The organism is Streptomyces sp. NA02950, from assembly GCF_013364155.1.
Classification (GTDB): Bacteria; Actinomycetota; Actinomycetes; order Streptomycetales; family Streptomycetaceae; genus Streptomyces.
Genome location: NZ_CP054916.1, coordinates 1 through 21376, shown reverse-complemented (window position 1 = coordinate 21376; position 21376 = coordinate 1). Strand labels below are relative to the sequence as shown.

Genomic DNA, 21376 nt, shown 5'->3' with positions numbered 1-21376 from the left:
GGTTGCCGCCCTGGGACAGGCGTGAGGTCGTGGGGCCCGGAAGGTCAGGAAGGGGTCCGCGTCGTGCGGAGCACCATCTGACGGGGCTTGTGCAGGACCTTCAGCACTCGCTCGCGCCACTGCATGGCCCAGTAGACGCAGTTCGAGCACGAGGCGTGGGTGTGCCCGGGCAGTGGCGGGTTCCAGCGGGCTTCGCGGGACCAGGCCAGAGAGTCCGCAGAGACGAGGAACTCAGCACATTTGTCCAGTGCGTCGAGTGCGAGGCCGAAGCCGTGGAGGGGCAGACCGGTCTCGGCCAGCGTGCCGAGGATGGCGGCCGCTTCGCGGGGGGATGTGCGGCGGCAGATGGAGCCGACGCCGACCAGCGGGAGGGCGCTCAGGTCGACCCCCGCACGGTCGTACAGGCTGAGGCAGCGTACGTAGTCGGCGACCGTATCGCCCTGTACCGACGGGATGATCTTCAGAGTGTCGTCGATGGCCATCAGGTCGAGGTAGTTGCCGACCGTTCGCGCCAGGTGCTCAGCCACGCTCAGTCCGGTCTTGGCGATGATCTGCGGCTCGCACATCCAGTCCTGGGGCCCAGCCCAGCTCAACCAGCCGATCTCGTCCCGGTACCGGCGGAGCTCGCGGGCGTAGGCGTAGGGGGTGATGGTCCAGCGGCCGTGCAGGGACAGCTCGGTGAAGGCGCCGGAGTCGCACACCCAGGGCGCGGCGGCCCGCGGAAGGTCGCGGAGGTTGGCGAGGTTACGGCGGGAGACACAGAGCGGGACGCACCACCTGGCAAGAGCGCGTGCATGGTGCGCGCCGAGCCAGATCGTCGGCCCGTGGGGCGGATCCTCTCCGGGGGTGAATCCGAGCATGCAGTGGCAGACGCATCCGTCAACGGCACAGAACCCGCAGTCAAGGCACTGGTCGTGCCAGCAGTGGCCACACCGGAAACGGACAGCGGGTCCACAAGCGCATGTCTCGGGGTACTCGCCATTCGGCGGCAAGGGCTGTCGGGACAGACGCTGAAGGCTGGTGCATGTGGTCATGGTTGTCATTCCCTCTCGGGCGTGTCGAAAGCCGTGGAGTGGGCGCGCCAGCCCCTGCGACGGCGTCGGGGCGGGGGCTGGCGCAGTGGGACGCGACGTGGTCAGCGGGAGCGAATCGCGTCACGGACGGTGGCGGCCTGGCCGAGGGTGCGGTCAGCCCGAGCGGCCTTGTGGAGCTGCTGCATCCAGTCGGTGACCTCTCCGGCGAGTTCGCGGAGGGAAGCGCCGCAGTCGCCCCTGCCACTGCGGGCCTGGTCGGCCAAGTGGTCCCGCTCGGCAGCCATCTCCTCGACGGCGAACGCGATGACGCTGAGAGCGCCGCGCCGTCGCTGTAGGCGGCTCCAGCTGCCTCGGCCGCAGTGTGCTTCCTGTTCGAGGACGGCCAGAGAAATGCTGGGCCACTGCATGAAGCTGTGGCGGTGGAAAGCCAGGTCGAACAGGCATGTCACCTGCGTGTCGTGCCAGGGGGTGTAGAGGTACGGCTCTGCCGGGGCGGGCACCGGAGATGCGGCCCGGCTGACGAAGTAGTCCTGGAACGACTCGATGGTGGGCTCATCGCCTCGCTTGCGCAGGGATCCGATGTACCCGGCGACCAGAGCCAGCTGCCAGGGGGTCCGGCCGAAGGGCGCGGCTGGCGTGGAGAGGGACAGCAGTTGGGATCCCTCCCTGTTGGGGTGGGGGATCGTGGCCTGAATGACGAACAGGTCCGGGCGCCTGGGGTCGAGTGTCACGGTGGAACTCCTTCGGGGCTGGCGGGGCTGGGTTGGATGGCGGCCGGTCTCGGGGTTGCCGCCCCGAGACCGGCGGGGGAGGCATGTCAGGCGAGGCAGGGAAGAAGGCGTTCGCCGAGCCAGTGCGCGGCGTTGACACTGACGGCGTTGCCTGCCTGGAGGATCTGCTCGGTCTGATTCCCGTGCACGGTGTAGTCGCTGGGGAATCGCTGCACGGCCATCAGCTCGCTCGGGATGAACATGCGGATCGTGCAGTCTTCGACGGCCGGGGCGGGACGCACCAGGGAGTGGTGCTGCTTGGTGGCGATCGTCGTGAGCGGTTCGCTGGTCGTACGCGGGAGCCCTTTGCGGCCGTTGGGGATGACCAACGCGTGGTGACGCCCCTGGGCATTCAGCGTCGGCACGGGGCCGGTGACGGGAACCGCGGTGCCGTTGCGCCGGAGCATGGCCACGTGCGGGTCCGTACCGAACATCCGGAGGCCGAGGGCGATGCGGGCTTGGGTGGACGGGGCGTAGGGGGTGAACTTCTTGCGGTCGGGACGGCCATCGCCGACTCGGCGGCCGGGGCGGCTCCAGTCGATGACCTCGGCCACCGGCCGGGTCGTCGGCTCCAGGATCAGGTGGCCACACGCTCGGTTGGGGCACCTGTAGTCGTACTGAACGCCCCACTTGCCGATCTTCCGGCGGCGCGGGTTGCGCCAGACCTGCCGGGCCTGGACGGGCCCGCACTCGGGGCAGATGGCCTCCGGGCGGACCTCGAGGTCGGGAAGCGGGATGCCCTCTCGGGTGAAGCAGACGTAGAGGCGGTCGCGGAGCTGCGGCGCGAGCGGGTTGTCCACACCGCCGAGGTGAGCGGAGGAGGCGCAAACGATCTGGTGGTTGTAGCCCAGGATCGCCATGCCGTTCAGCCACCAGTCGAACAGCTCCCAGTCGGTCGCGAACTCCAGGACGTTCTCGCACAGCACCGCGTCGTAGCGGTGCACGTCGGCCGCGGCGATGATGTCCAGAGCGGTGGCCCGGGTGCGCTCGTAGGTCTCGGCCCTGGCTACACCGTCGATGTCGAGGGCGGTCTGCCCTCGGGTGCGCTTGCGGCCGCCGCACGGGGCGATCTCCGTGCAGATCGGCGAGCCCCACAGCACTCGCGTGCGCGGGAGGCGGCGCTTTTCGTAGGTGTTGAGGTTTTCACAGATGTGCTCGGCCATCGGGTGGTTGGCCATGTGCGTGCGGATGGCAACCGGGTCGTGGTTGGCGGCCAGCCGCAGGATGTATCCGGCGTCGACCAAACCCGTGGAGCTGCCACCGGCTCCGCAGAACAGATCGGTGAAGTCCAGATCGCTCCTGCTGAGGCACGGCACGAAGAACGCCACGGGGACTCCTGTGATGGTGGGTTGGAGGGTGCGTGCCGGATTGCCGTCCAGCCTGCATAGATAATTATACGCTCTTGGGTTGTGGTGCGCAATCCGTCCGTGTCTTGAGAGCGGTGGGAGGGTGGGCTGTCCTCGTTCACAGTCCGCATCCGGAGCAGGTGCCGAAGTCCAGCAGGTCGAGTTGTCGGGGGGCGTTCGGCATGGTCTTGAGCTTCCGGCGGGGCGGCTCGGTGAGGGCAGCACGGACGGTGTCTTCCAGGGCGTCGAACTCCGGCCCGTCGTCGGGGAGGACGACCCCGGGTGCCGGCCCACCCGGCCGCTTCGCCAGTTCGACCAGCGCGGCGATGGACAGATCCCGGCGGAAGTGGTGCCCGCGGACCCGCTCGACCTCGGCATACAGCGCAGTGAGCCGCGGGCGCCTGCGTGCGGCCAGGATGAGGTCGTTGAGGCTGCCCATGATGCACAAGGAGCAACTGCACCGAGAGGAACCGCCCCAGTCTCCCGCTCCGGGCACCGAGTCGTACGTCCAGTGGTGGGGGATGCCGGAGGCGTCGCAGAGGCGGCGGACGTCCTGGATGGACCAGTCCCGGATCGGCAGCCACTCGTCCACGTGCCGGTTGCCGTTGCGCAGGATGTTGCGGTAGGGCGGCCTCTTGGACCGCTGGGGACTCTCCTCGGCGCGCAGCCCGAGGACGTTCAGGATGCGCACCGGGCGGCCGAGGCCCGGCCGCATCTGGCGCACCAGCGGTGTCCACGCGGCGAAGATCCGTTTGGTCTTCCAGTCGCCCGTGCAGAACTGCGCGTCGCCCTGGACCGGCCACATGCCGCGCTCAGCGATGAACGTGAGCAGGCTGTACGGCACGAGTTCCCCGGCCGCGTCCTTCACGGTGCGCTGCACCTCGATGTGCCGTTCGGCCGGGATCCCGTACGCGGTGCTGTGCAGTGCGGCGAGTTCGCCGGAGCTGGGGTACCGCCGTCCCTGGAATGTCACCGAGGGCCATTCGAGGGGCCCCAGGCTGGCGTGGAAGGTGAACACCCGGTCAAGCACTCCGTCGGCCCGGGCCCCCTCGGTGGTGACCGCGAGAGCAGCATGGGAGTCCTTGCCGCTGGAATCGCTGAAGGCAATCAGGTCATAGTCGCGCAGGGCCGGGGTCCAGGCGCGGGTGACGGTGCTCCTGGGCGGCGGCAGATCGAACAGTGTGTTCATGGGCCGATGTCCTCGAGATCTGTTGAGCTGGGGGCGTGCAGGGGGGCGACCGGACGTTGCCACGTGGCGGTCGGTGGGGAGCAGCTGCCTGGTCGGGAACTTGTGTTTCCTGGCCAGGCAGCCGCACGGGGCGCTCAGCGGCTGCTCTGGGCGAGCGCGTGGGCGCGGTTGGCCGAGGCCGGGCACGGACCGAGCAACCGGGCGAGGCCGAGAAGAAGCCCCGTGCCGTCACCTACCTGGCGGGCGTAGCGAATGCCCTCCACGACGTCGGCCGCCTCGCTGGGAGTCGTGGGATGGGCGATGACGCAGCGGCATCCCGCGCTCACCAGCTGGGCGAGCTTGTCCGTCCACTGGCTCTGGGGGATGCAGCCCGGATGCCGGAAGTTCGGGAGTGAGCAGAGCACCTGGCTGTAGGTCCGCGGTCCCTCCCAGCCGCACAGCAGGCACCGCATCTGCCAGGGCTCATCCCGGCCGGGGTAGCCGGTCAGCGGGTGCCATCCGGCGGCGGTGGTCGTGGCGACGGCCTGCGCCGCTTCGGCGAGAGCGCTCTGTGTCGGCTCCAGGTGGTCGGCCAGGTAAGCCGCGCGGCTCACCGGATGGGAGACAGCTGAGGGCTGAGGTTCGGTGGGGTTCACAGGACTTCTCCATGCTTCGTTCGGCTGGTGGGCTGGGTGGACCGGCCGGGCGTTGCCGCGCCTGGTCGGGGCGAGGGCCGGGCGGGCCCGGCGTTGCTGTCCGGGCCCGCGTCGACTGAGAGTGCTGCGGGTCGCTGCCTATTCGGCGACTTCTTCGCTGCTCGGTTCGGCTCGGGCCAGTCGCTCCCAAACCGGCTTGAACAGTTCGCGAGTTTCGGGGAGGAGTTCAGCCTCGGGGATGAAGCTCTGCGGAGTGATCCGCTGATGGTCTCGCTCTTCGTCTTCGGAACGAAGGCTCGCGAACAATTTCGAATGCCACATCTCGGTTTTCAGGACGATCACGGGGGTCATACCCCGGTAATCCCTGATCCCGATCCGGTCGTAGGGCTTGAGCTCCGGCAGCTTGAGCTTCTTCCCCTTGCGGTGGGCATCGTGATGACGGAGGGTCGTCCACATCACGTACTCGGCAGGGAACCGGTCCCGGAAGGCAGCCAGGTAATGCGCGGCTTCCAGTGCCCATTCGCGCCGCTGCTGTTCGCGGTACTCCACGGTGGGGTTGGGCCACGATTGGATGGGCCGACCGGTGGCAGCGGCCTTCTCCTTGGCTTCCTGGTGGCGCCGCGCGTCGTACACGCGCACCGGGATATCCGTCGGGAAGTCGTTGAACTTGCTTCCTCGCTCTGCCCGCTCCAGGTGTTCGAAGATCACGCTGACGAAGCCGCTTGCCGACATGCGCTCGATGTCGCCGCGCTCGTCGGCCAGGCTCTGCTGTGTCTCCTGGTCAACGCCCAGGTGGCGTCGGGCGAAGTCGCGGGCCTCGTTCATGAGCGGGTCCGGGAATTCGCGATCGGGGGAGCGCAGCACGCCGTCGTAGGGGAGCCAGGCGACGACCGTTCCGTTCACGATGACCTCGTACACGAGATCGCCCGGGGCGAAGGGGGCGCCGTGGCGCATGTAGGTGTCGTGCTTTCCATCGGCTGCCGCGAGGTACTGGGCGTACTCCTCGTCGGTCAGTTGACCCTGCCCCTGGGGGAAGGCGCAGACTCCGAACGAATGACCCTCAATTCCCTTTTCCCGGAAGCTGTGCAGCTTGCGCAGCTTGTACGCGGCTCCCTCTGAAAAGCGACTCACCCTTGAAAATGAACGCGCCATATTCTGTTCCTCGGTTGCGTAGTGCGGGTTGGATGGTGTCGCCCCATTGCCGTGTGACGACACAGGTAATTATACGCGCATAGGTGCTCGGGTCAACTCCCATAAGCACGCCGGAAATAGGGGCTGCGATTTGTTGGCGCTGGAGCACGCAGCGGCACCCTGCCCTGATCGCAACCGAGGCATTGGGCGGACCCGTGGTCGGCGCTGAGGTGCCGCTTGGTGGCGTCGGCGCCGACCACGGTCACTGCCTCCCCGGCACCCCGCGTCGGGGGTTCAGGCGAGCGCGGCCAGAGCCTGCTCCGCGGTGAGCACAGGGCGGGCGTCACCGCTCTTGAGCAGCTGGGCCGTGCCCGTGGCATACATGTCCAACAGGTCGTTATCCGGGGGGATGGCGAACAGCGGGCGCCCGAGCTGGCGGGCAGCGGCCGCGCTGTCCATGGCCGGGTCATGGGCGATGGATTCGACCACGACCACGGCGGCCGACAGTGCGGCGGCCAGCGCGGCGGTGGTGCGCAGCGTGACCTCGCTGGCGGTTGTGCCCGGCCGGTACACGCTCACCACGGCGCCGCCTCGCTCGGCGGTGGCGCGCAGCAAGTCGCGCTGATCATGAGGGTGGCACAGGTCGAGTCCGCACGGCACGACGGCGAGGGTGGGCGCGGACAGCAGGTGTGCACCGGAGTGCGCGGCGGCGTCGATGCCGTGGGCCAGGGATGCGGTGACCGTGTGTCCGGCGAGGGCCAGGGTGCCTGCCATCAGGGCGGCCCGCTGCTTTCCCCGGCTGGTGGCGTACCGGTTGCCGGTGACGGTGATGGCGCGGCTGGAGAGGGTGGCCAGATCGCCGGTGCCGCGTACCCACAGTCCCAGCGGTGTGGAGGTGCCCAAGGTGTCGAGGGCGGCCGGCCAGCAGGCGTCCCCGGGGATGACGAACTGCGCGGTGCGCTGGGCGGCATCGAGCTGGGGGCCGGGGCGGTAGCTGGACAGCGCGCCGGTGTGGTCGTGGCGGACCCGGATGTGCCACAGGGCTTCGGGGCCGTGTTCGGCCAGTTCGGCGGCGATGGATTCAGGGGAGTGGAAGGCGGCCAGCGCGGCGCGGGCGGCGCGCTCACCGACCGGTGCGGGAAGAGCATGCATGGGAAGGACCTCGCTGATGGGCGGTGGAAGGACGTGGGCCGGGCCCGCGGCGCGGCGGCGAGCCGCGCCGCGGGCCCGGGGTTCGGCCCCTCCCGAACGGGGGAGGGGCCGGGGTGATGGGTCAGTCGTCGTCGGCGTCGCCCTGGTCGGCGCTGGGCTCGCCGTCCGGGTCGTCCTCCTGGTCCTGGTCGAGGGCCGTGGATTCCTGCGGGGCGTAGGGCTCGCCGCTGATGATCGCCTGCTCGATCGGCGCGAGGGGGTACCCCACCTCGCCCAGGAACTCCAGGTAGACACGGGCGTCCGCCCGGATCTCGTCGGTGTCCCACGAGGGCCGGTCATGCCGCCAGGTCTGCACCTGGTCCATCCGCTTCTCGTAGCAGGCGGCCAGAACGGCGAAGTTCATCAGCATCAGGCGTCCGGGCGTGGCGTTGGCCGGTGCCCACTCACAACGTCCCTCCGCGTCCCCGGTCTTCTCCTCGCCCAGCAGCTCAGCCAGCAGCGCCACGCGGGCGACATCGCCGGTCCAGGACGCGACGGGCTTGGGGCAGCTGAGCAGCTGGGAGGTGACGAAGCGGGCAAGAACCTTCGGGGCGGTCTTGCGGGAGAGGAACTCGGTGCGCAGCCACTCGCGCCGGGTCTTGAGCGCGGCCCGGTACGCCGCGTTGCCCTCGACCTTGAGCTTGTGCGGCATCTCGTCCTTCGCGGGCCCGGCGGGCCCGGTCGGCGGGGCCGGACGGTCGCCGTCGGTGGCTCCGTCCTCGCTCTGTGCCGTCTCCTCTGCATCGGTGTCCACCGCCCAGCGGGGGGTGTGCCCGTGGGCGGCGGGGTCGGCGCACAGGTAGGCGACCGCTGCCGGATCGTCCAGGTCCTCATCCCAGATGGCGGCGTGCCCAGGGCACTCGGCGTGCGCCTGCGGGTCGAGGTCGTTGCCGTCAGCGTCGCGGAGGTCGGCCAGGTACTCGGCGCCGGTCGGCCACTCGCCGTCTTCCTCGATCAGCGTCACTCCTGTGGCGGCGAGTTCGCCTCGCTTGGCCTCGCGTGCGCGGGCCGTCTCGCGGTCGGCGCGCTCCCGGGTGACCTGGTGGGCGAAATAGCCGATGGTGTGGGCGGTGATCAGCCGGTCGACGGCTTCCGGGTCATCGTCGAACTCGGCGAGGGCGGCCAGCACGTCCATGGTGAACTCGTAGTCGTCGGCCTGGACCAGGGCCGATCGTGTCCGCTTGCCGATCTTCCCCGCTGCCGTGACGGCATGGCCAACTTCCTGCTCGGAGCGGTTGGTGCGCTTGGCGAGGACGGCGCGCGGCATGCCTGCCTCTTCCGCGTTGAACAGCGCGGTGGCCTGCTCCAGCGGTGTGAGTGCGAGACGGCCCTCGTCGGCGTTCTCGATGAGCGCGTCGATGTAGTCCTCGCCCGCCTCGCGCAGGGCGGGGTCCACGATGTAGACGGGGACTTCGGTGTGATTGAGCTGCTTGGCCGTGCCGAGCCGACGGTCTCCCTGGAGGACCTTGTACAGGTCGTCCTTGCCGCCCAGGGGCACGACGGTGAGCGGAACCCTGATGCCGTTGGCCTGGATGGAGTCGATCAGCCAGTCATCGAGCCGGATGTCTTCCCGGGCGCCGTTGGGCACCAGCTGGTCGATGGGGAGGGTGGTCCTGGTGACTGTGGGGGCTGTCGTGGTGCTCACGATCGCTCCTTGCGATTGATGGGCTGGATGGGTCGGTCAGGGAAGGGTTGCCGCCCAAACCCCTTATCGACATAGATAACTATACGCTCTTGGGTGGGGTGTGGTCAAATCAGTCGCACAGCTCGTGAAGGAGAGAGCGGAACGCGGCCTCGCTCGCGCACCCCTCATACAAGTAGGCGAGTTGGGCCGACCGCCCTTCCATATTGATCTTGCTGGCGATGACGTCAGCGTCGGCGTGCACCGCCCGGTGGGCTCGATCGTCGCTCACCTCCGGGTACGCGCCGCTGTTGTAGGAGTCGGCGGCCACTTCGTGCGCGGCTGCGCAGACTGCCGCGTCCAAGGCGGCGTCCGTGATGCCGACTTCGGCCGCGATGGCCAGCAGCCGCACGGGGGCACCCGGCGGCGCGGTGGCCACATCTCCGGAGTAGGGCGTGTGGTCCAGGCCGGGACGGGCGGGGCGCTGGAAGTAGGTCCCCCGGTTGGTGGCTCCGTGGGAGGTCCACCCCTCTTTTGCCAGGTCCCGGGCCAGACGGCGGGCGGCGTTGAACCACTCCATGCCCTGCCCTTCCTGCCACTCGTACATGCCGCTCCCGGGCGCCATGTCGTTTCCGCCCACGATGGGCGCGATCAGCAGTTCATGGGGGCCGAGGGCCGACGGGCGCATGCGGAAGGTCTCACCATCGCGCCATCCTCGCTCGGCCAGGACCGCGGCGGCCGCCGCGAAGGTCTCCGGTGACGTCTTGGGGCTGAGGTCGTACTGGCATTGTCCGCGGGGGCGGGGCCGGCGGGATCGTGTCACGGGGGTGCCTCCATGGCTGGGCGGGTTGGGGGCCGGTCCGGGTTACCGCCCGGACCGGCCGAAGGAGAATGGGGGAGCGTTACGCGGTGTGCGGCGCGATGGCGGTGACTGCGATGTTGTCGGTGCTCCTCCGGGAGCGGGCGGCGTCGACCAGTGCACGGGTCATGTGGCGCGGCCGGACCGGGGCCGTGACGATCCGCTCGATGACTTCGTGCGGTACGACCTTGGAGATCCCGTCTGTGCACAGCAGGACGAGTTCAACCGGGCCGGGTACGCGCACGGAGGCGATCTCATCGTCGCGGAGCACCGTGCGCGTGACGACGTGGTCAAAGGTGGGGGCCAGCGTTGCCCAGTAGGGGTCTTGCCAGTTCCTCATCTTCTGGCCTTCGGTGTGGTCCTCGGTGACCTGGCGCAGCTGCCCGTGCTGGACGACGTAGGCGCGGCAGTCGCCGACCCAGGCGAAATCCCATCCGCCGCTGGTGGGCATGGGGACCGCGGTGACCATGACGCAATCGCCTTCCTGCCCGCTGGGACACCCCCGGTAGAAGTCCTGGAGTTCGCTGCGGGCGGCTGCCAAGCCGTAGGCGGCGCCGCCGGAAGCTGCCGCGAAGGGGGCGAGGTCGGCGGCCGTGGCGGCCGCGTCGGCGGGCTCGAAGTCGTCACCGATCCCGTCGGCGACAGCCCATGCCCGGTACTCAAAGTCGTGAGCGGCATCGGCCATGTACAACCGCGGGCCTTGGTCGGTGCGGGTGGAGGAGGTCCATAGGGGGGCGATCATCTCGGGCTCCTGCTGAGGTGGTGGGTCGGGTGTGGCTGGCCCGGGATTGCCGTCCCGGGCCAGCCGGTGAGCTGTGGTCAGCGCTTGATCGGCACGGGGACGAGCGGGATGTCGCGGCCGATCTGCTCGGCAAGGCCACGATCACGGGCGGCCTGGTCCAGGACGTCGCCGATCTCGTCCACCACAGCGGTGCACCGCAGGTAGCGAGCGCCGAAGCCGTGACAGAAGTGGGGAAAGCCGTTGGCGCCGAACTTCGCGTCAATGACCCACTGCTTCTCCCCCGCGAGCCGCGAGAGGAACAGCGTGGACGGCTTCTCACTGGCTGCTGAGGCGAGCTTGAGGTGCGCCTCGATGCCGTCCACGTCGCCGAGCACACCACGATCCAAGCGGCGTTCCATGCTGTGCAGGGTCAGGGTGAGGGTGAACGCCGTGCCCTCGTGCTGCACGGTGACGGTGATCGGTTCGGGAGTGGCGGGGGGCTCGGGGGAACTCACGTTGACTCCTTCGGTCGGGCCCAGTTGCCCGGTGCTGGAGGGTTGGATCGCCGGTACGGGTGGGTTGCCGCCCAACTCGTTCCGACATTGCTAATTCTACGCTCTTGGGGGGTGGTGTCAACCACCGCGCTTCGACCTGGGCGGGGACGGTCCGGTCACGGCGGGCCGTCCCCAGGTACATGCCCTCAGTGCCTGTGCCATATCCCATGATCTGTGACGCACCGTGAGGAGTGTGGAGGCGGCCCACCGCCGCGCCGCTGGGACTGGTTCGGTGAGGCTCCCTGACGCCACGCGCTGGCAGCCAGGGACCGGGTCTGGGCCATCGTGCTTGTCACCAGTGAGTAAGGTCCATCAGCGTCGCGCAGTATGGATCACCATGGTCCGTGGCGTGGGGTTCCTCGGTGATCAATGAGCCGAGGGCGGAGACCAGGGCGGTGACGGCGCCGGATGGTCGGACGTCGGCGGCCGTGACGGTGGTGTCGTCCTCCCTGTCGAGGTAGAGCCGCAGACGGTCGGGGGCGTGCAGGAGGAACCCCCGCAGCCGTGGTTCGGGCTGGTCCTCGGTCCACGGGCAGGTGAGGCTGCGCAGGATGGTGAAGGCGCCGTCGTGCGACGAGGCCGGGGCAGGCTTCAGAGACGCTACGTCCACGCGGACCAGGGGCATGCCCATCACCGTGTCGACACGGTTGCTTGAGTAGATATGGGTTCCGCTGAGCAGGGCTCTCACGATGGCGAGGACATCCTCTCCGCTGAGCAAGGACTCCGGGTCCTGCACGGAGGCCAGCGGGATCTGCCAGGCAGTCAACTCATCCGCTGCATCCCGCGGCAAAGGGCCTGTCACGACCTGGATGGCCTCGCTCCGAAGAGGCGCAGGAAGGATGCCCCGGATGAACTGGCCACCGGGCAGGGGCATGTGGAAATGGTGGAGCAGCAGGCGGGTGATGTCCGCCTGCTGCTCCGCGATGTCATCGGGTTCGAAGGTCACTTGCTGATGCTGTCATTGGTTGAGCCAGTTCGGGCACTTGGTCATGCCCTTGCAGTAGGCGGTGATGACGCCGATCTTCTTGCCGCGGCCGGCGTCGTAACGTCCGTCGCTGGTCTTGCGGGCGTACTGGGCGATGACGATGACCTTCACCCGGCGGCTGCCGTTCCACGCGTATGCCCAGTACTCGAGGCGAGCGCCGCTGACCTTGTCGGGCTTGCCGTCGATGGCCGCATTCACGATCTTGCACTTCTTGATGTTGTGTCGGCCGGAAAAGTGCTTCCATCCCAGCTCGCTGTTGCCGACCCGAGTGGGAACCACTCGGCCGTCCCAGTCTTTCTGTTGGCACTTGACGGTCTTGTCCCAGGCCGGGCCGGCCTGAGCGGGTGTAGTGATGATTCCGGTGAGAAGGGCCGTTGCGGCAATGGTCGCCGCCCCCGTTGCGATCCTCTTCATGACCCGACCATGTCATAGCCGGTGGCTGCGCGTCACCCACTTTCACATCAAGTAACAATTTTAAGACAACAGTTCGATGGCCACATTCACCAACTCTGCTCAGAGTTTCAGCGCAGGACTGCGGGGGCGAGGCGGATCGGCCGGGGCAGCTCTGTCCGCAGGCGTATGGGCATGGGCTTGCAGGCTTCCTTCTCCGGCTCGACGGGGTGGGAGTTGGTGCGGGGCCGTCTTGGTGGCTGGGTGAGCCGGCGGGTCATGAGGGTGATGGTGGTCCAGGTGATGTGGGCTTCGCTGTGTGAGATGAGTCTTTCGTAGTCCCGTACGTTTCTGCGGGCTCGCATGACCCAGGAGATGGCGCGTTCCACTCGCCATCGCTTGGCGAGGACGGCGAAGCCGTCCTGGTCTTTTCGGCGGGGCACCGCCTTGAGGGTGAGGCCGAGGCGGGTGCGAGCCCAGTCGGCGAGAGGTCCGCCGTAGGCGGAGTCAGCCCAGACGACCGTGACTTCAGGGTGGGTGAGGCTGAGCCGGAAGAGCAGGTCACGGGCAGGAACGCTGTCGTGCGGGGAGGCCTCGGTGACCATCACGGTCAGCGGCATGCCGCGCATGTCCACCGTGAGGTGGCGCTTCCTCCCATTGATCATCTTGTGCCCGTCGAAGCCTCGCGTATCCGCTCCCACCGTCTCGGCGCCCTTGACCGACTGCGAGTCCAGGATCACCGCGACGGTGCGGGGATTGAGTCCGTCATGGATACGGACCTGTTCGTGCAGCTCGGCGTGGATGCGGGCCAGGTCCCCGCTGGCTCTCCACCGCTGGAAGAACCCGAACAGGGTGCGCCAGGGGATGCCGAAGTCGACCGGCACGGATCTCCATTTCACGCCGTTGTCGTTGACGTAGCGAATCGCGTCGACGACATTGCGGCGCGGGTGCACCTCGGGGCGCCCGCCCGTCGGTCGGCAGCACGCCGGCCGGGGCAGTAAAGGTTCCAGGACGGCCCATTCGGCGTCCGGGGTGTCGCTGGGGTAGTGCCGCTCGCGCACGGCGCTCTGCTGGGTATGAGGGCAGGTCATGGCCGTTCCATGCGCCAGAGGACTTCCAGGGTCGCTCTGACGCCGCCGAGCTGGTCGAGGACCAGGCGGGCCCACTCGTCCTTCGGCTTGCGTTTGGTGTGCGGAGCGACGATCCCCTCGATGACATTCGTCATCCGGTTCAACTCCGCCTTGAAGACCGCCTTCTCGTAAGCGATCCACACCTCGGGATCCTCGGACAGCTGGAACCCGTCCCGGCGGTTGTGCGTCACCGGCGGAAGTCCGTCCTTGACCGCGTTCTTGCGCAGAAACCGGATGGCCGTCCAGACCTGTGCTGGACTCCGTTTGGTGGCCTTGGCCAGCTGCTTTCCGTGCAGTCCGGCAGGCTTCGCCTCTTCCAGGGCTTTGCGTATCGCTTCGGCATGAACATGAGCGGGATGCCCCGCCCGCCGTTTCATGGCTACTGGTCCCGCAGCAGTTCAGCCAAGGCCTCGTCCAGGTCCACCTTGCCGGTGGAGACCGCGGTCTCGATCCAATCCGCGGTCGCCCGGATCTTCTCCAAGTTCCGTGCCACCAGATCGAGTTGTGACTCGGAGAACTCGCGTCCGCGTAGTTTCGGAACCAGCCGGCTCGCCCCGGCCACGAAGCCCTGGCACACCCCGATCAGGTCGGTGAACTCCATGGCGCGGTGGAAGCCCCGCACGATCGCGACGGGATCGAGGACACCGTCGTCCTGGTCCGCCTCCGGCTGGTCCCACCAGTCCTCTTCATCATCGTCCTCGTCGTGCTCAGCCTGGTCGAACTGGGCTTCATTGACGAGCTCACGGGCTTGCCGGTCCCGCATTGCGCGGAAAGCGACCTCCGGCCGGTGCAGCAGTTCACACGCAGCCAGCGCCGCGACCTGCTCGTCTTGCGCGAGGTCCCGGATGGCCTCGACCTTTTCCGCGACCGTGACCGGCGTCGCGGTGGGCCAGCCCGCCGCCCGCTTCGCCGCGTCTCCGCTCCACCGGGACTCGCCCGTGCGCTCGTCGGCCGGCGGATGCTGGATCAGCTCGTACGCGTCCGGCGTCGACGCCAAGATCCGGTGGACCTCGAACGAGACGCCCTTCTGGCGCTGGTCCTTCGGCCATCGCGCGGCCACCCAGATACGTCCGCACCGTATGGAAGGAGAGGCCTATCGCCTCGGCGAACAGCCGCAGACAGCCTTCCACCCCCAGCTCGTCGTCCTCGAGCGACATGTTCCCGCCGTGCGTACGCAGCGGTGCGATCTCCAACGCAATGTCACCCAGCGTGAACTGGCATCCCGTCATCACATGGACCAGCTGAACCGACTGGTCCACCAGATCCTCGAAACGCTCACCCGGCACGCTGCCGATCGTCTGGGGCACGACAACCCACTCCCTGGACGGGGCGGAAGGGCTGGCCCCTCACCAGCCGCAGCAACTCCGGCCCGCATATGCCCGCCAGGCTCCGCCGCCCACCCCAAGGTCACCACAAACGACCGTAAAAACCCCACATCACGTGCGAACCGTCCCGCTCCTGCCCGAGCGCAGCACCGATCCCGGCACACAACTGAACGACTCTGCCATCCGTCACAGAAGGTGACAGATCATGGGATATGGCACAGGCACTCAGTGCAACTCGACAGGGACCAACAGGTGCCGGTATCCCTCGCCGGAGATGGCGTCACATTCGGTGAACAGTACGGGCCGGCGGAACTGGCCGTTCTCGGACTCGCCAAGGTGCAGGGTGACGGTGTCGCTGCTGAACGCGCTCAGGGCGTCCAGCAAGTAGCCGGTGCCCAGGGTCAGGGTGGCTCCGGGAACGTGAGCGCCGCGGCCGTGGGTGATGTCGGCGGGTACCTTCACGCCGCGTACCCTGGCCTGCTCCTCGTCGTCGCCGACGTACGGGGCGAGGGTCAGTTCGCCGTCAGCGTTCCACTGTGCCGTGACCGTGACGTACTCGGCGGCCACGCCTTTCGCTGTGGCCAGGGCGTGACCCTTCTTGGTGGCGTTGACCATGGCGGTGCGGTTGACCGTTAGGGCGGTGTGGCTCTCACGGGGGAAGTAGGGATTGAGGAAGAGGAAGTCACGCATTTCGCAGTGGATGGTGACTTCTGTTGTCCCCATGGTCAGGGAGATGAACGCGTTCGAGTCGTCCGCACGGATGCCGATTCCGATGGGGCCGGTGTGCTTGCCCATGTGCTTGACGATTGCGGTCAGCACGCGAGCGGGGATGAGGGCGCTGCGGGGCGGCTCGGTGGCCATGGTCTGTCGTGGCTGCGCTGCCACTTCGGCTCGTGCGACACGGCGCCGGTCGGTGGCCTCTACTTCGAGCACTCCGCCGGACAAGGTGAAGTGCGTCATGGTCAGCGTGGTCTGGGTCGGGTCAGTGCTCGCGGCGGGGAGCACACGGGCCAGCTGGCCGAAGAACTCCGGCCCGGCGACGGTGACGGTCGGCGGCACGGTGGGCGGCAGGCTGGCGTACTCCTCCAGCGGGTACGTGGTGAGCGGTACTGACACGTGCGGCGTTGACAGTTGACCATCTTCGACGGTGACGACGGTCTCGGCGGCGGCGGCCTTGGGCTCACCCTTCACGACGGCGGCTACGACCTTCTTCAACTCGTCGTAGTCCAGCACACTGCACCCGGAGGGGCCGGGCTCCGCGGGGACGCTCACCGTGACCGCGACTTCCTGATCGGATGCGCGCAGCTTCACGACGCGACCCTGCGCCTGGGCAACGATGCCCCCGGCGATCGGTACGGCGGGACGGGCAGGGACGGCGAGAGCGGTGAGTTTCAGCGCGGTGGTGAGGTCCTGATGACGGGCTCTGAAACGAACCGGGCGCTCGGCGGTGGACGGGGACGGTGTGCGGACCGGATTGACCATGTGGTGCCTCCTGGTGGGTTGGGTGCCGCCGCACCGGGGATGCGCGCCAGTGCGCAGCCGGGCGGTGGGGTCCGCCGGGCCTTGCCGGGCCCGGCGGAACCCGTGGTGAGCAGGGGTTCAGCGGATGACGCGCAGACAGATCAGGGGGAAGAGGGTCTCAGGCGTCCACTGCTCCACGTTGTCCGGAACATTGATCTTCCGGCTGCGGGCACTCCAGCGCAGCTCTTTGGTGGACTCCTCGTCGAAGGTGATGCTTGCGGACCGGCCGATGATCGCCTGGACGGTGCCGCGCTTGCCCTTGAAGTCAGCGGGGCGGATGTTGACCACCTCCACCAGTGCACCGGTGGTCACGGCGGCGGCAGCAGCATTCGCCAGTGCCTTCCGGCGCTCCTTAACGACCTCCTGGATACGAGCGAGGTCGTCCTCGCTCGTGTGCGTCGCGATGAACGAGGTGACCTGGGACATGGTGAGCGTGTCGCTCATGGGACTTCCCTTCCTTGGTGGGTGGATGACGGTGGCCGACCGTGCCTTGCCGGGCGCAGCGGCCACCCGGTGGCCGGGCCCCGTTTCGGGGCCCGGCGCTGGGGGCTAGCTCGCGCGGTTCGCGACGTTGATCAGGGGGATGTCACCAACGCGCGTGGGGGTGAAGTACAGGTCCCGCTGGATGAGGAACGGGCTGGAGACGTTCGCCAGATCCGGGAGACGGAAGAGGCCCCATTCCCCGTAGGGCACGTTGATCCGCGCCCATCCGAACGCCATTCCGTCCCTCGGGTTCAGCTCGGTGACGAACCAGTCCGAACCGGCGACGGTGAAGTAATGCAGGTGCACCACCAGCTCATGCGTGGGCGTGCCTTCCGTCTCGGTCAGCGGCGGAATCTGCGCGATGGCTTCCGGCTCGGGGTAGAAGTCGTGGCCGCGACGCTGGCGGTAGTTGTCGGGGAGCGCGTTGTGCTGCGGGGGGTCCGCGTCGTGGAACATGTGGCTCCTTCGGTTTCGGCGGGGCGGCTGGCGTGCAACCGCTGCCGTGCGGAGGTGGGTTGGATGAGCTGTGCCGGGCCGGTGGGTTGCCGCCCAATCGGTCCAACAGTGATAATTCTACGCCTCAGAGAGTGGTGTGCAACACCGCTGCGCCGCACTCGTGTGCTTCGATCCACTGCCAAGCGATGCCCTGTGAAACTGCTGCGTAGACCGTGCGTTGGGAGTCCCGGTCTATCACCGCGTGGCTACGCGGACCGGGGTCCATCCCGGCCCCCCGCGGCCCGAGGCGCACCGTGTAGTAACGGCCACGATCCCCCTCCAGATGGGTCCGGATCCGGTTGCACTGAACCATGTGCTTTCCCGCGCGGTCGGCGTACCGGTGCCAGCCGCGCAGTCCGTAGGCGGCCGCGTAGGCGTCCAGGCGCGCCGCGTGCCACGCCCGGTCTTCTGCCGGGGCAAGTGTCTCGGCGGCTGCGAGGTTGGACATCACTGCATCGTGGACGCTGGCATGCCATCGACGCATCCCCTCCCCGGTGGCTTGAGTCCGCCCGGCTCGGCGAGCTGCCGCGTTGGCCTCCTCCCGCCGGTAGCCTCCCCCGTCGGGCATACCCGTCAGATCGGCCAGATCGGGAACGGGGGCGATCGGCGGCACATCGGTGCCGGGCCGCGGCACCGCGCGGGCCGGGGTGGGCAACTGCAACCGTGTGCGTAGGGCATTGCGGGCGGCCTTGGCAGAGGCGGGCCACTCCTCGTAGGGCGTGCACTGCGGCGAGTCCCCCGACCGGCAGGCGGCTATGGACCGCTCCACCTCTGCCCAGTTCTTCCGGTCGAACTCGGCGTCACGCTCGGAGTGTGTGGTGCGGCTGTCCATGATCCCGTGACCCCGGCCCCAGTCGTCGGACTCGGTTCTGCCCCTAGCCGGAATCGACATTCCGGCTGGCCACTCACCCGGATGGCGCCGGTCGTAGTGGTTGTCCCTCCACCTGAGAGCCATATCGCGGTGGGATGGGCACAGGTCGGGAGGAATGGGCTCGTTGAGCATCTGTCTCGTCCAAGGGGATGGGTTGGCTGGTAGATAGGGCAGATTGCAGCCAGCACTCCGAGAGAGGGGGGCTGAGTTGGTCAGGGGTGGGCGGCGGACGTTGCCGCTCGACGGTCATCGGATTCCGGGTCACCGGGTTCCGGCTCTGCCAGCGATGCGCCTTTGAAGCGCTTCGCGATGTCGGTCCGAATCTCGCGCAGCACATCCGGGCGGTAGATCGTGAACCGGGTACCGAACGGCCCCAGATAGCCTTTCCCGCTGGTCTCCAATACGCCCCGTGCGGGGTCAGCTTCGTACTCCCGCTTGAATCGGACGGTCACCCATCCTCTGCGGTTGCCTGATGTCAGGTGCCAGATGACGTCGCCCGGCTCCAACTCCCTCATCGTTACGGTGCAGCGCTTCGCCACCGCAGCCTGATACGCCGTGCACGCTCGCTGTCCCCGGCGAGTAAGCGACCGCTTCGTGCCGTTGCACTTGAAGCACACCCGCCCGAACGAGCGGCGCCCGGTCCCGCTACAGCGCGTACAGACCTCCGACTCGAAGGCAATCCGAGGAAGCGGCCTCCTCGCCCCGTCCTCAGATGACGGAGCGGACTGGTCGGCAAAAGACCGTGAAGCTCGGCTGAGACGACCGGAACGCACATGGAGGGCGGCGGTCCGGCCCCGAGTCTCGGGGGAGTCCTCGCGGTCCTCCTGGGCCGCGCAGAATCCACACAGCATGCCACGGGCAGGCATGGAGTTGTCGCCGATGGCGTCGCACCGCGCGCACAGCAGGTGAAGGTACACAGACATCGCAGGAATAGCGTGGATGTTCGTCTCGGCCTGTCCGTCCGGCCGGAACAGAACGACCCACGACCCACCCTCTCTCCCTTCCTTCCCCGTGACTGTGCCTTTCCCCATCGGGGTGCTGATCCGCGTTCCGGGCGTGGCCCGGGCAGCGATGATCTCACCACGCGCGACACGACCGGTGTCGGTGACGTAGTGGTGCACCACGGTGCGCCGCGTGGTGCCGCACTGCTCGGTACGGCACTCGGCCAGGTCGTGACGGACCAGGAACTCGAGGGTGTTGGGCCGGGCCTGAATCCGGCCGTTGACGGCAGTCATGAGGGCCCGCTGCTGAGGGGGGCTGAGCTTCACGGAGATCTCCTGGAGACAAGTCCTGGGGAAGGGAAGGCGGGCCCGGGGGCGGGGGTGCCCCCCGGGCCGAACGTGGCGCGTGGTATGCGGTGCGCGGCCGGTGAGCTCGGCTGGGCCTCAGTGCGTGTTGGAGCGGCGCTAGGCAGTGCGCACGGACTGGCCAAGCCAGGTGGCCAGGTGCTCCCACTGGGCTGCCTCCTGGCGCACGGCGCTGATTTCCTGGGGGCCGAACATCGCCGGTACCCCCGCCATGTGGTCCGCGTCGCCACGGAGGTTGTACGCCTTGCGCTGGGCCGCGCGCATGGTGGCGAATCGTTCGGAACGCTGCCACACAGAGAGCGACGCGTCAGTGCGGGTGAGTCCAAGAGTGATCACGATCTTTGCTCCCTGACATGGGGCGATGGGCCGTAGCGGTTGATGCGGTGTTGGAGAACCGTTGGGCCGGGGGTGTGGTGCGGGTTGCGCCCGCACCACACCCGTTGAACTCAGCCGTTCAGGCGCTTCTCACGGTCCCGCGCCGCGCGTTCGAACCGCTCGGCCTCAACGGTCTCTTCGAAGGAAGACATGGAATCGAACAGCACCTGCACCGGATCGCATCCGAACGAGACGGCGACATGGCACAGAGCTACGAGGAATTCGACGGTGTCGTTGGTCTCCCGGTGCTCGACTTCCGACATGGGCCCGGCCACCAGCGCAACACCCCCGTACTCCTTGTCCTCTCCCGTCCTCACCTTGAACACGCGATGCGCGACGGATACGAGCGCGTCAGCGTGCACAACTCCATCCATGTGGTGCAGAACGTCGGTGGCAACGTCGATGAGGGTTGCCATTGTCGCGTCGGGGTTGATCTCTTCCTCCTCGGGCAACTTCCTTTCCTTGTTGCCCTTCTGCACCGCGTGTTCGTTGGCCACCCTCTCCGCGATGGCTTCCAGCACCTCATTGGTGGGCGGGTGCTCGCTTGCCAGGAAACCGAAGGCAGTCAGGGCCTTTTCGCCCATGCGGGCCCGGTAAAAGGTGTTCGCGTAGTCCACGACACTCCTTGGTTGGTGGGTTGGAGCCGGCTCGGGGTGGTTGCCGCCCTCCCCGTTCCGACAGTGATAAATCTACGCTCTTTCAGCTAGGTTGGCAACCCCACGCGTGGGAGAGATCTACACCCGGGGGTCGTTGCAGAACTCGACGTCAACGTCAGTGACGGCGAGGTATCGCCGCGCAGGGTTCCTGCGCCATAGCCGCTGGCGTGCGTTCGCTGCGGCGTCCCTCCGGCCGTCGACTCGCCAGAAGTGATACAGGATGGGGGGATGGGCGTCCTGCCATCCGCTGTCGGTGTGCACTCCAGCGGAGATACGGGCCGTGATCCGCTTGCCCTGCTGCTTGTCGGAACTGCACCATACCCGCACCACCGGTGTCCCCCGGCGGATGGCCTCTACCTCTTCAGTGCTGGCAGTGACCTTGGCATAGGCCAACGTGGCAGCGGTGATCGTCTCCGGTGTCACGGGCATGTCGATACCTCGGAAGCGTGCGGCGGTCGGCTCGATCGCCAAGATGAGTTCTTCGGCGTCCCGTAGAGCAAGCTCCGTGAGCTCTCGGGCCTCGGCGTAGGCCCGGGTGCGGTCCCTTCCTGACAGGCTCCCGGCCTTGGCCGTGGCCTCACTTGCGGCCGCCAGGGCGGAGGCAACGGTGAGCATCAACAGGCGCATGTTGGGGGGCACATCAGGTTCCAGGGCCGTCATGTGGCGGTGGAGATTGTCCAGGCGGTCTGTGCTGGGGGTGAGCTGGGCGAACGCGAGCGCTTCGTGAGCGGCGTACGCGGTGAAGTTGGGCATGGCGGTCTCTCCTGGAAGTGGGCTGAGGCGGGGG

24 protein-coding genes are annotated in these 21376 nt (G+C 68.0%); all 24 read right to left on the bottom strand.

Annotated features, from left to right (window positions below; translation table 11 throughout):
* Nucleotides 1–44 precede the first annotated feature (44 nt).
* Nucleotides 45–860, bottom strand: a complete 816-nt coding sequence (locus HUT19_RS00120; RefSeq protein WP_254885325.1) for a hypothetical protein — start codon at nucleotides 858–860, stop codon at nucleotides 45–47.
* A 275-nt stretch (nucleotides 861–1135) separates the two neighbouring features.
* Nucleotides 1136–1765, bottom strand: coding sequence for a hypothetical protein (locus tag HUT19_RS00115; RefSeq protein WP_176178487.1), 630 nt, complete (start codon nucleotides 1763–1765; stop codon nucleotides 1136–1138).
* Between the two features lie 86 nt (nucleotides 1766–1851).
* On the bottom strand, nucleotides 1852–3132 hold the full coding sequence (locus HUT19_RS00110; protein WP_254885324.1) for a DNA cytosine methyltransferase: 1281 nt from the start codon (nucleotides 3130–3132) through the stop codon (nucleotides 1852–1854).
* A gap of 136 nt (nucleotides 3133–3268) precedes the next feature.
* Nucleotides 3269–4339, bottom strand: coding sequence for a phosphoadenosine phosphosulfate reductase (locus tag HUT19_RS00105; RefSeq protein WP_176178486.1), 1071 nt, complete (start codon nucleotides 4337–4339; stop codon nucleotides 3269–3271).
* 134 nt (nucleotides 4340–4473) lie between these two features.
* Nucleotides 4474–4974 (bottom strand): hypothetical protein, encoded by a 501-nt coding sequence (locus tag HUT19_RS00100; RefSeq protein ID WP_176178485.1) that lies wholly within the window; start codon nucleotides 4972–4974, stop codon nucleotides 4474–4476.
* Nucleotides 4975–5112: 138 nt separating this feature from the next.
* Nucleotides 5113–6126 carry a hypothetical protein gene (locus HUT19_RS00095; protein WP_176178484.1) on the bottom strand — a complete coding sequence of 338 codons (1014 nt, stop codon included), beginning with the start codon at nucleotides 6124–6126 and terminating at the stop codon, nucleotides 5113–5115.
* A gap of 273 nt (nucleotides 6127–6399) precedes the next feature.
* Nucleotides 6400–7257 (bottom strand): DNA-processing protein DprA, encoded by an 858-nt coding sequence (locus HUT19_RS00090; RefSeq protein WP_176178483.1) that lies wholly within the window; start codon nucleotides 7255–7257, stop codon nucleotides 6400–6402.
* A gap of 121 nt (nucleotides 7258–7378) precedes the next feature.
* Complete coding sequence (locus HUT19_RS00085) at nucleotides 7379–8941, bottom strand: ParB N-terminal domain-containing protein (RefSeq protein WP_176178482.1); 1563 nt, start codon at nucleotides 8939–8941, stop codon at nucleotides 7379–7381.
* Nucleotides 8942–9050: 109 nt separating this feature from the next.
* A complete protein-coding gene (locus HUT19_RS00080; protein WP_176178481.1) occupies nucleotides 9051–9740 on the bottom strand; it encodes a hypothetical protein in 690 nt (229 codons plus the stop codon).
* A 79-nt stretch (nucleotides 9741–9819) separates the two neighbouring features.
* Nucleotides 9820–10518 carry a PP2C family serine/threonine-protein phosphatase gene (locus HUT19_RS00075; RefSeq protein WP_176178480.1) on the bottom strand — a complete coding sequence of 233 codons (699 nt, stop codon included), beginning with the start codon at nucleotides 10516–10518 and terminating at the stop codon, nucleotides 9820–9822.
* A gap of 77 nt (nucleotides 10519–10595) precedes the next feature.
* Complete coding sequence (locus tag HUT19_RS00070) at nucleotides 10596–11012, bottom strand: hypothetical protein (RefSeq protein ID WP_176178479.1); 417 nt, start codon at nucleotides 11010–11012, stop codon at nucleotides 10596–10598.
* Nucleotides 11013–11343: 331 nt separating this feature from the next.
* A complete protein-coding gene (locus tag HUT19_RS00065) occupies nucleotides 11344–11997 on the bottom strand; it encodes a hypothetical protein (RefSeq protein ID WP_176178478.1) in 654 nt (217 codons plus the stop codon).
* Nucleotides 11998–12009: 12 nt separating this feature from the next.
* Complete coding sequence (locus HUT19_RS00060; RefSeq protein WP_254885323.1) at nucleotides 12010–12450, bottom strand: hypothetical protein; 441 nt, start codon at nucleotides 12448–12450, stop codon at nucleotides 12010–12012.
* A gap of 107 nt (nucleotides 12451–12557) precedes the next feature.
* Complete coding sequence (locus HUT19_RS00055; RefSeq protein ID WP_368661737.1) at nucleotides 12558–13487, bottom strand: IS5 family transposase; 930 nt, start codon at nucleotides 13485–13487, stop codon at nucleotides 12558–12560.
* Between the two features lie 26 nt (nucleotides 13488–13513).
* Nucleotides 13514–13933, bottom strand: coding sequence for a hypothetical protein (locus tag HUT19_RS00050; protein WP_176178476.1), 420 nt, complete (start codon nucleotides 13931–13933; stop codon nucleotides 13514–13516).
* Between the two features lie 2 nt (nucleotides 13934–13935).
* The gene (locus HUT19_RS00045) at nucleotides 13936–14616 is read right to left on the bottom strand and encodes a DUF6192 family protein (RefSeq protein ID WP_176178475.1); all 681 of its coding nucleotides are present in this window, start codon (nucleotides 14614–14616) and stop codon (nucleotides 13936–13938) included.
* A 490-nt stretch (nucleotides 14617–15106) separates the two neighbouring features.
* Complete coding sequence (locus tag HUT19_RS00040; protein WP_176178474.1) at nucleotides 15107–16363, bottom strand: DNA polymerase III subunit beta; 1257 nt, start codon at nucleotides 16361–16363, stop codon at nucleotides 15107–15109.
* Nucleotides 16364–16480: 117 nt separating this feature from the next.
* Entirely contained in the window at nucleotides 16481–16846 is a 366-nt protein-coding gene (locus HUT19_RS00035; protein ID WP_176178473.1) for a hypothetical protein, read from the bottom strand.
* Between the two features lie 105 nt (nucleotides 16847–16951).
* Complete coding sequence (locus HUT19_RS00030; RefSeq protein ID WP_176178472.1) at nucleotides 16952–17341, bottom strand: DUF2958 domain-containing protein; 390 nt, start codon at nucleotides 17339–17341, stop codon at nucleotides 16952–16954.
* A gap of 124 nt (nucleotides 17342–17465) precedes the next feature.
* A complete protein-coding gene (locus tag HUT19_RS00025; protein ID WP_176178471.1) occupies nucleotides 17466–18212 on the bottom strand; it encodes a hypothetical protein in 747 nt (248 codons plus the stop codon).
* 251 nt (nucleotides 18213–18463) lie between these two features.
* Nucleotides 18464–19519, bottom strand: a complete 1056-nt coding sequence (locus tag HUT19_RS00020; protein ID WP_176178470.1) for a hypothetical protein — start codon at nucleotides 19517–19519, stop codon at nucleotides 18464–18466.
* A 138-nt stretch (nucleotides 19520–19657) separates the two neighbouring features.
* Entirely contained in the window at nucleotides 19658–19894 is a 237-nt protein-coding gene (locus HUT19_RS00015) for a hypothetical protein (protein ID WP_176178469.1), read from the bottom strand.
* A gap of 110 nt (nucleotides 19895–20004) precedes the next feature.
* Nucleotides 20005–20550, bottom strand: coding sequence for a hypothetical protein (locus tag HUT19_RS00010; RefSeq protein WP_176178468.1), 546 nt, complete (start codon nucleotides 20548–20550; stop codon nucleotides 20005–20007).
* A 117-nt stretch (nucleotides 20551–20667) separates the two neighbouring features.
* Complete coding sequence (locus HUT19_RS00005) at nucleotides 20668–21342, bottom strand: hypothetical protein (RefSeq protein WP_176178467.1); 675 nt, start codon at nucleotides 21340–21342, stop codon at nucleotides 20668–20670.
* Between the last annotated feature and the right edge of the window lie 34 nt (nucleotides 21343–21376).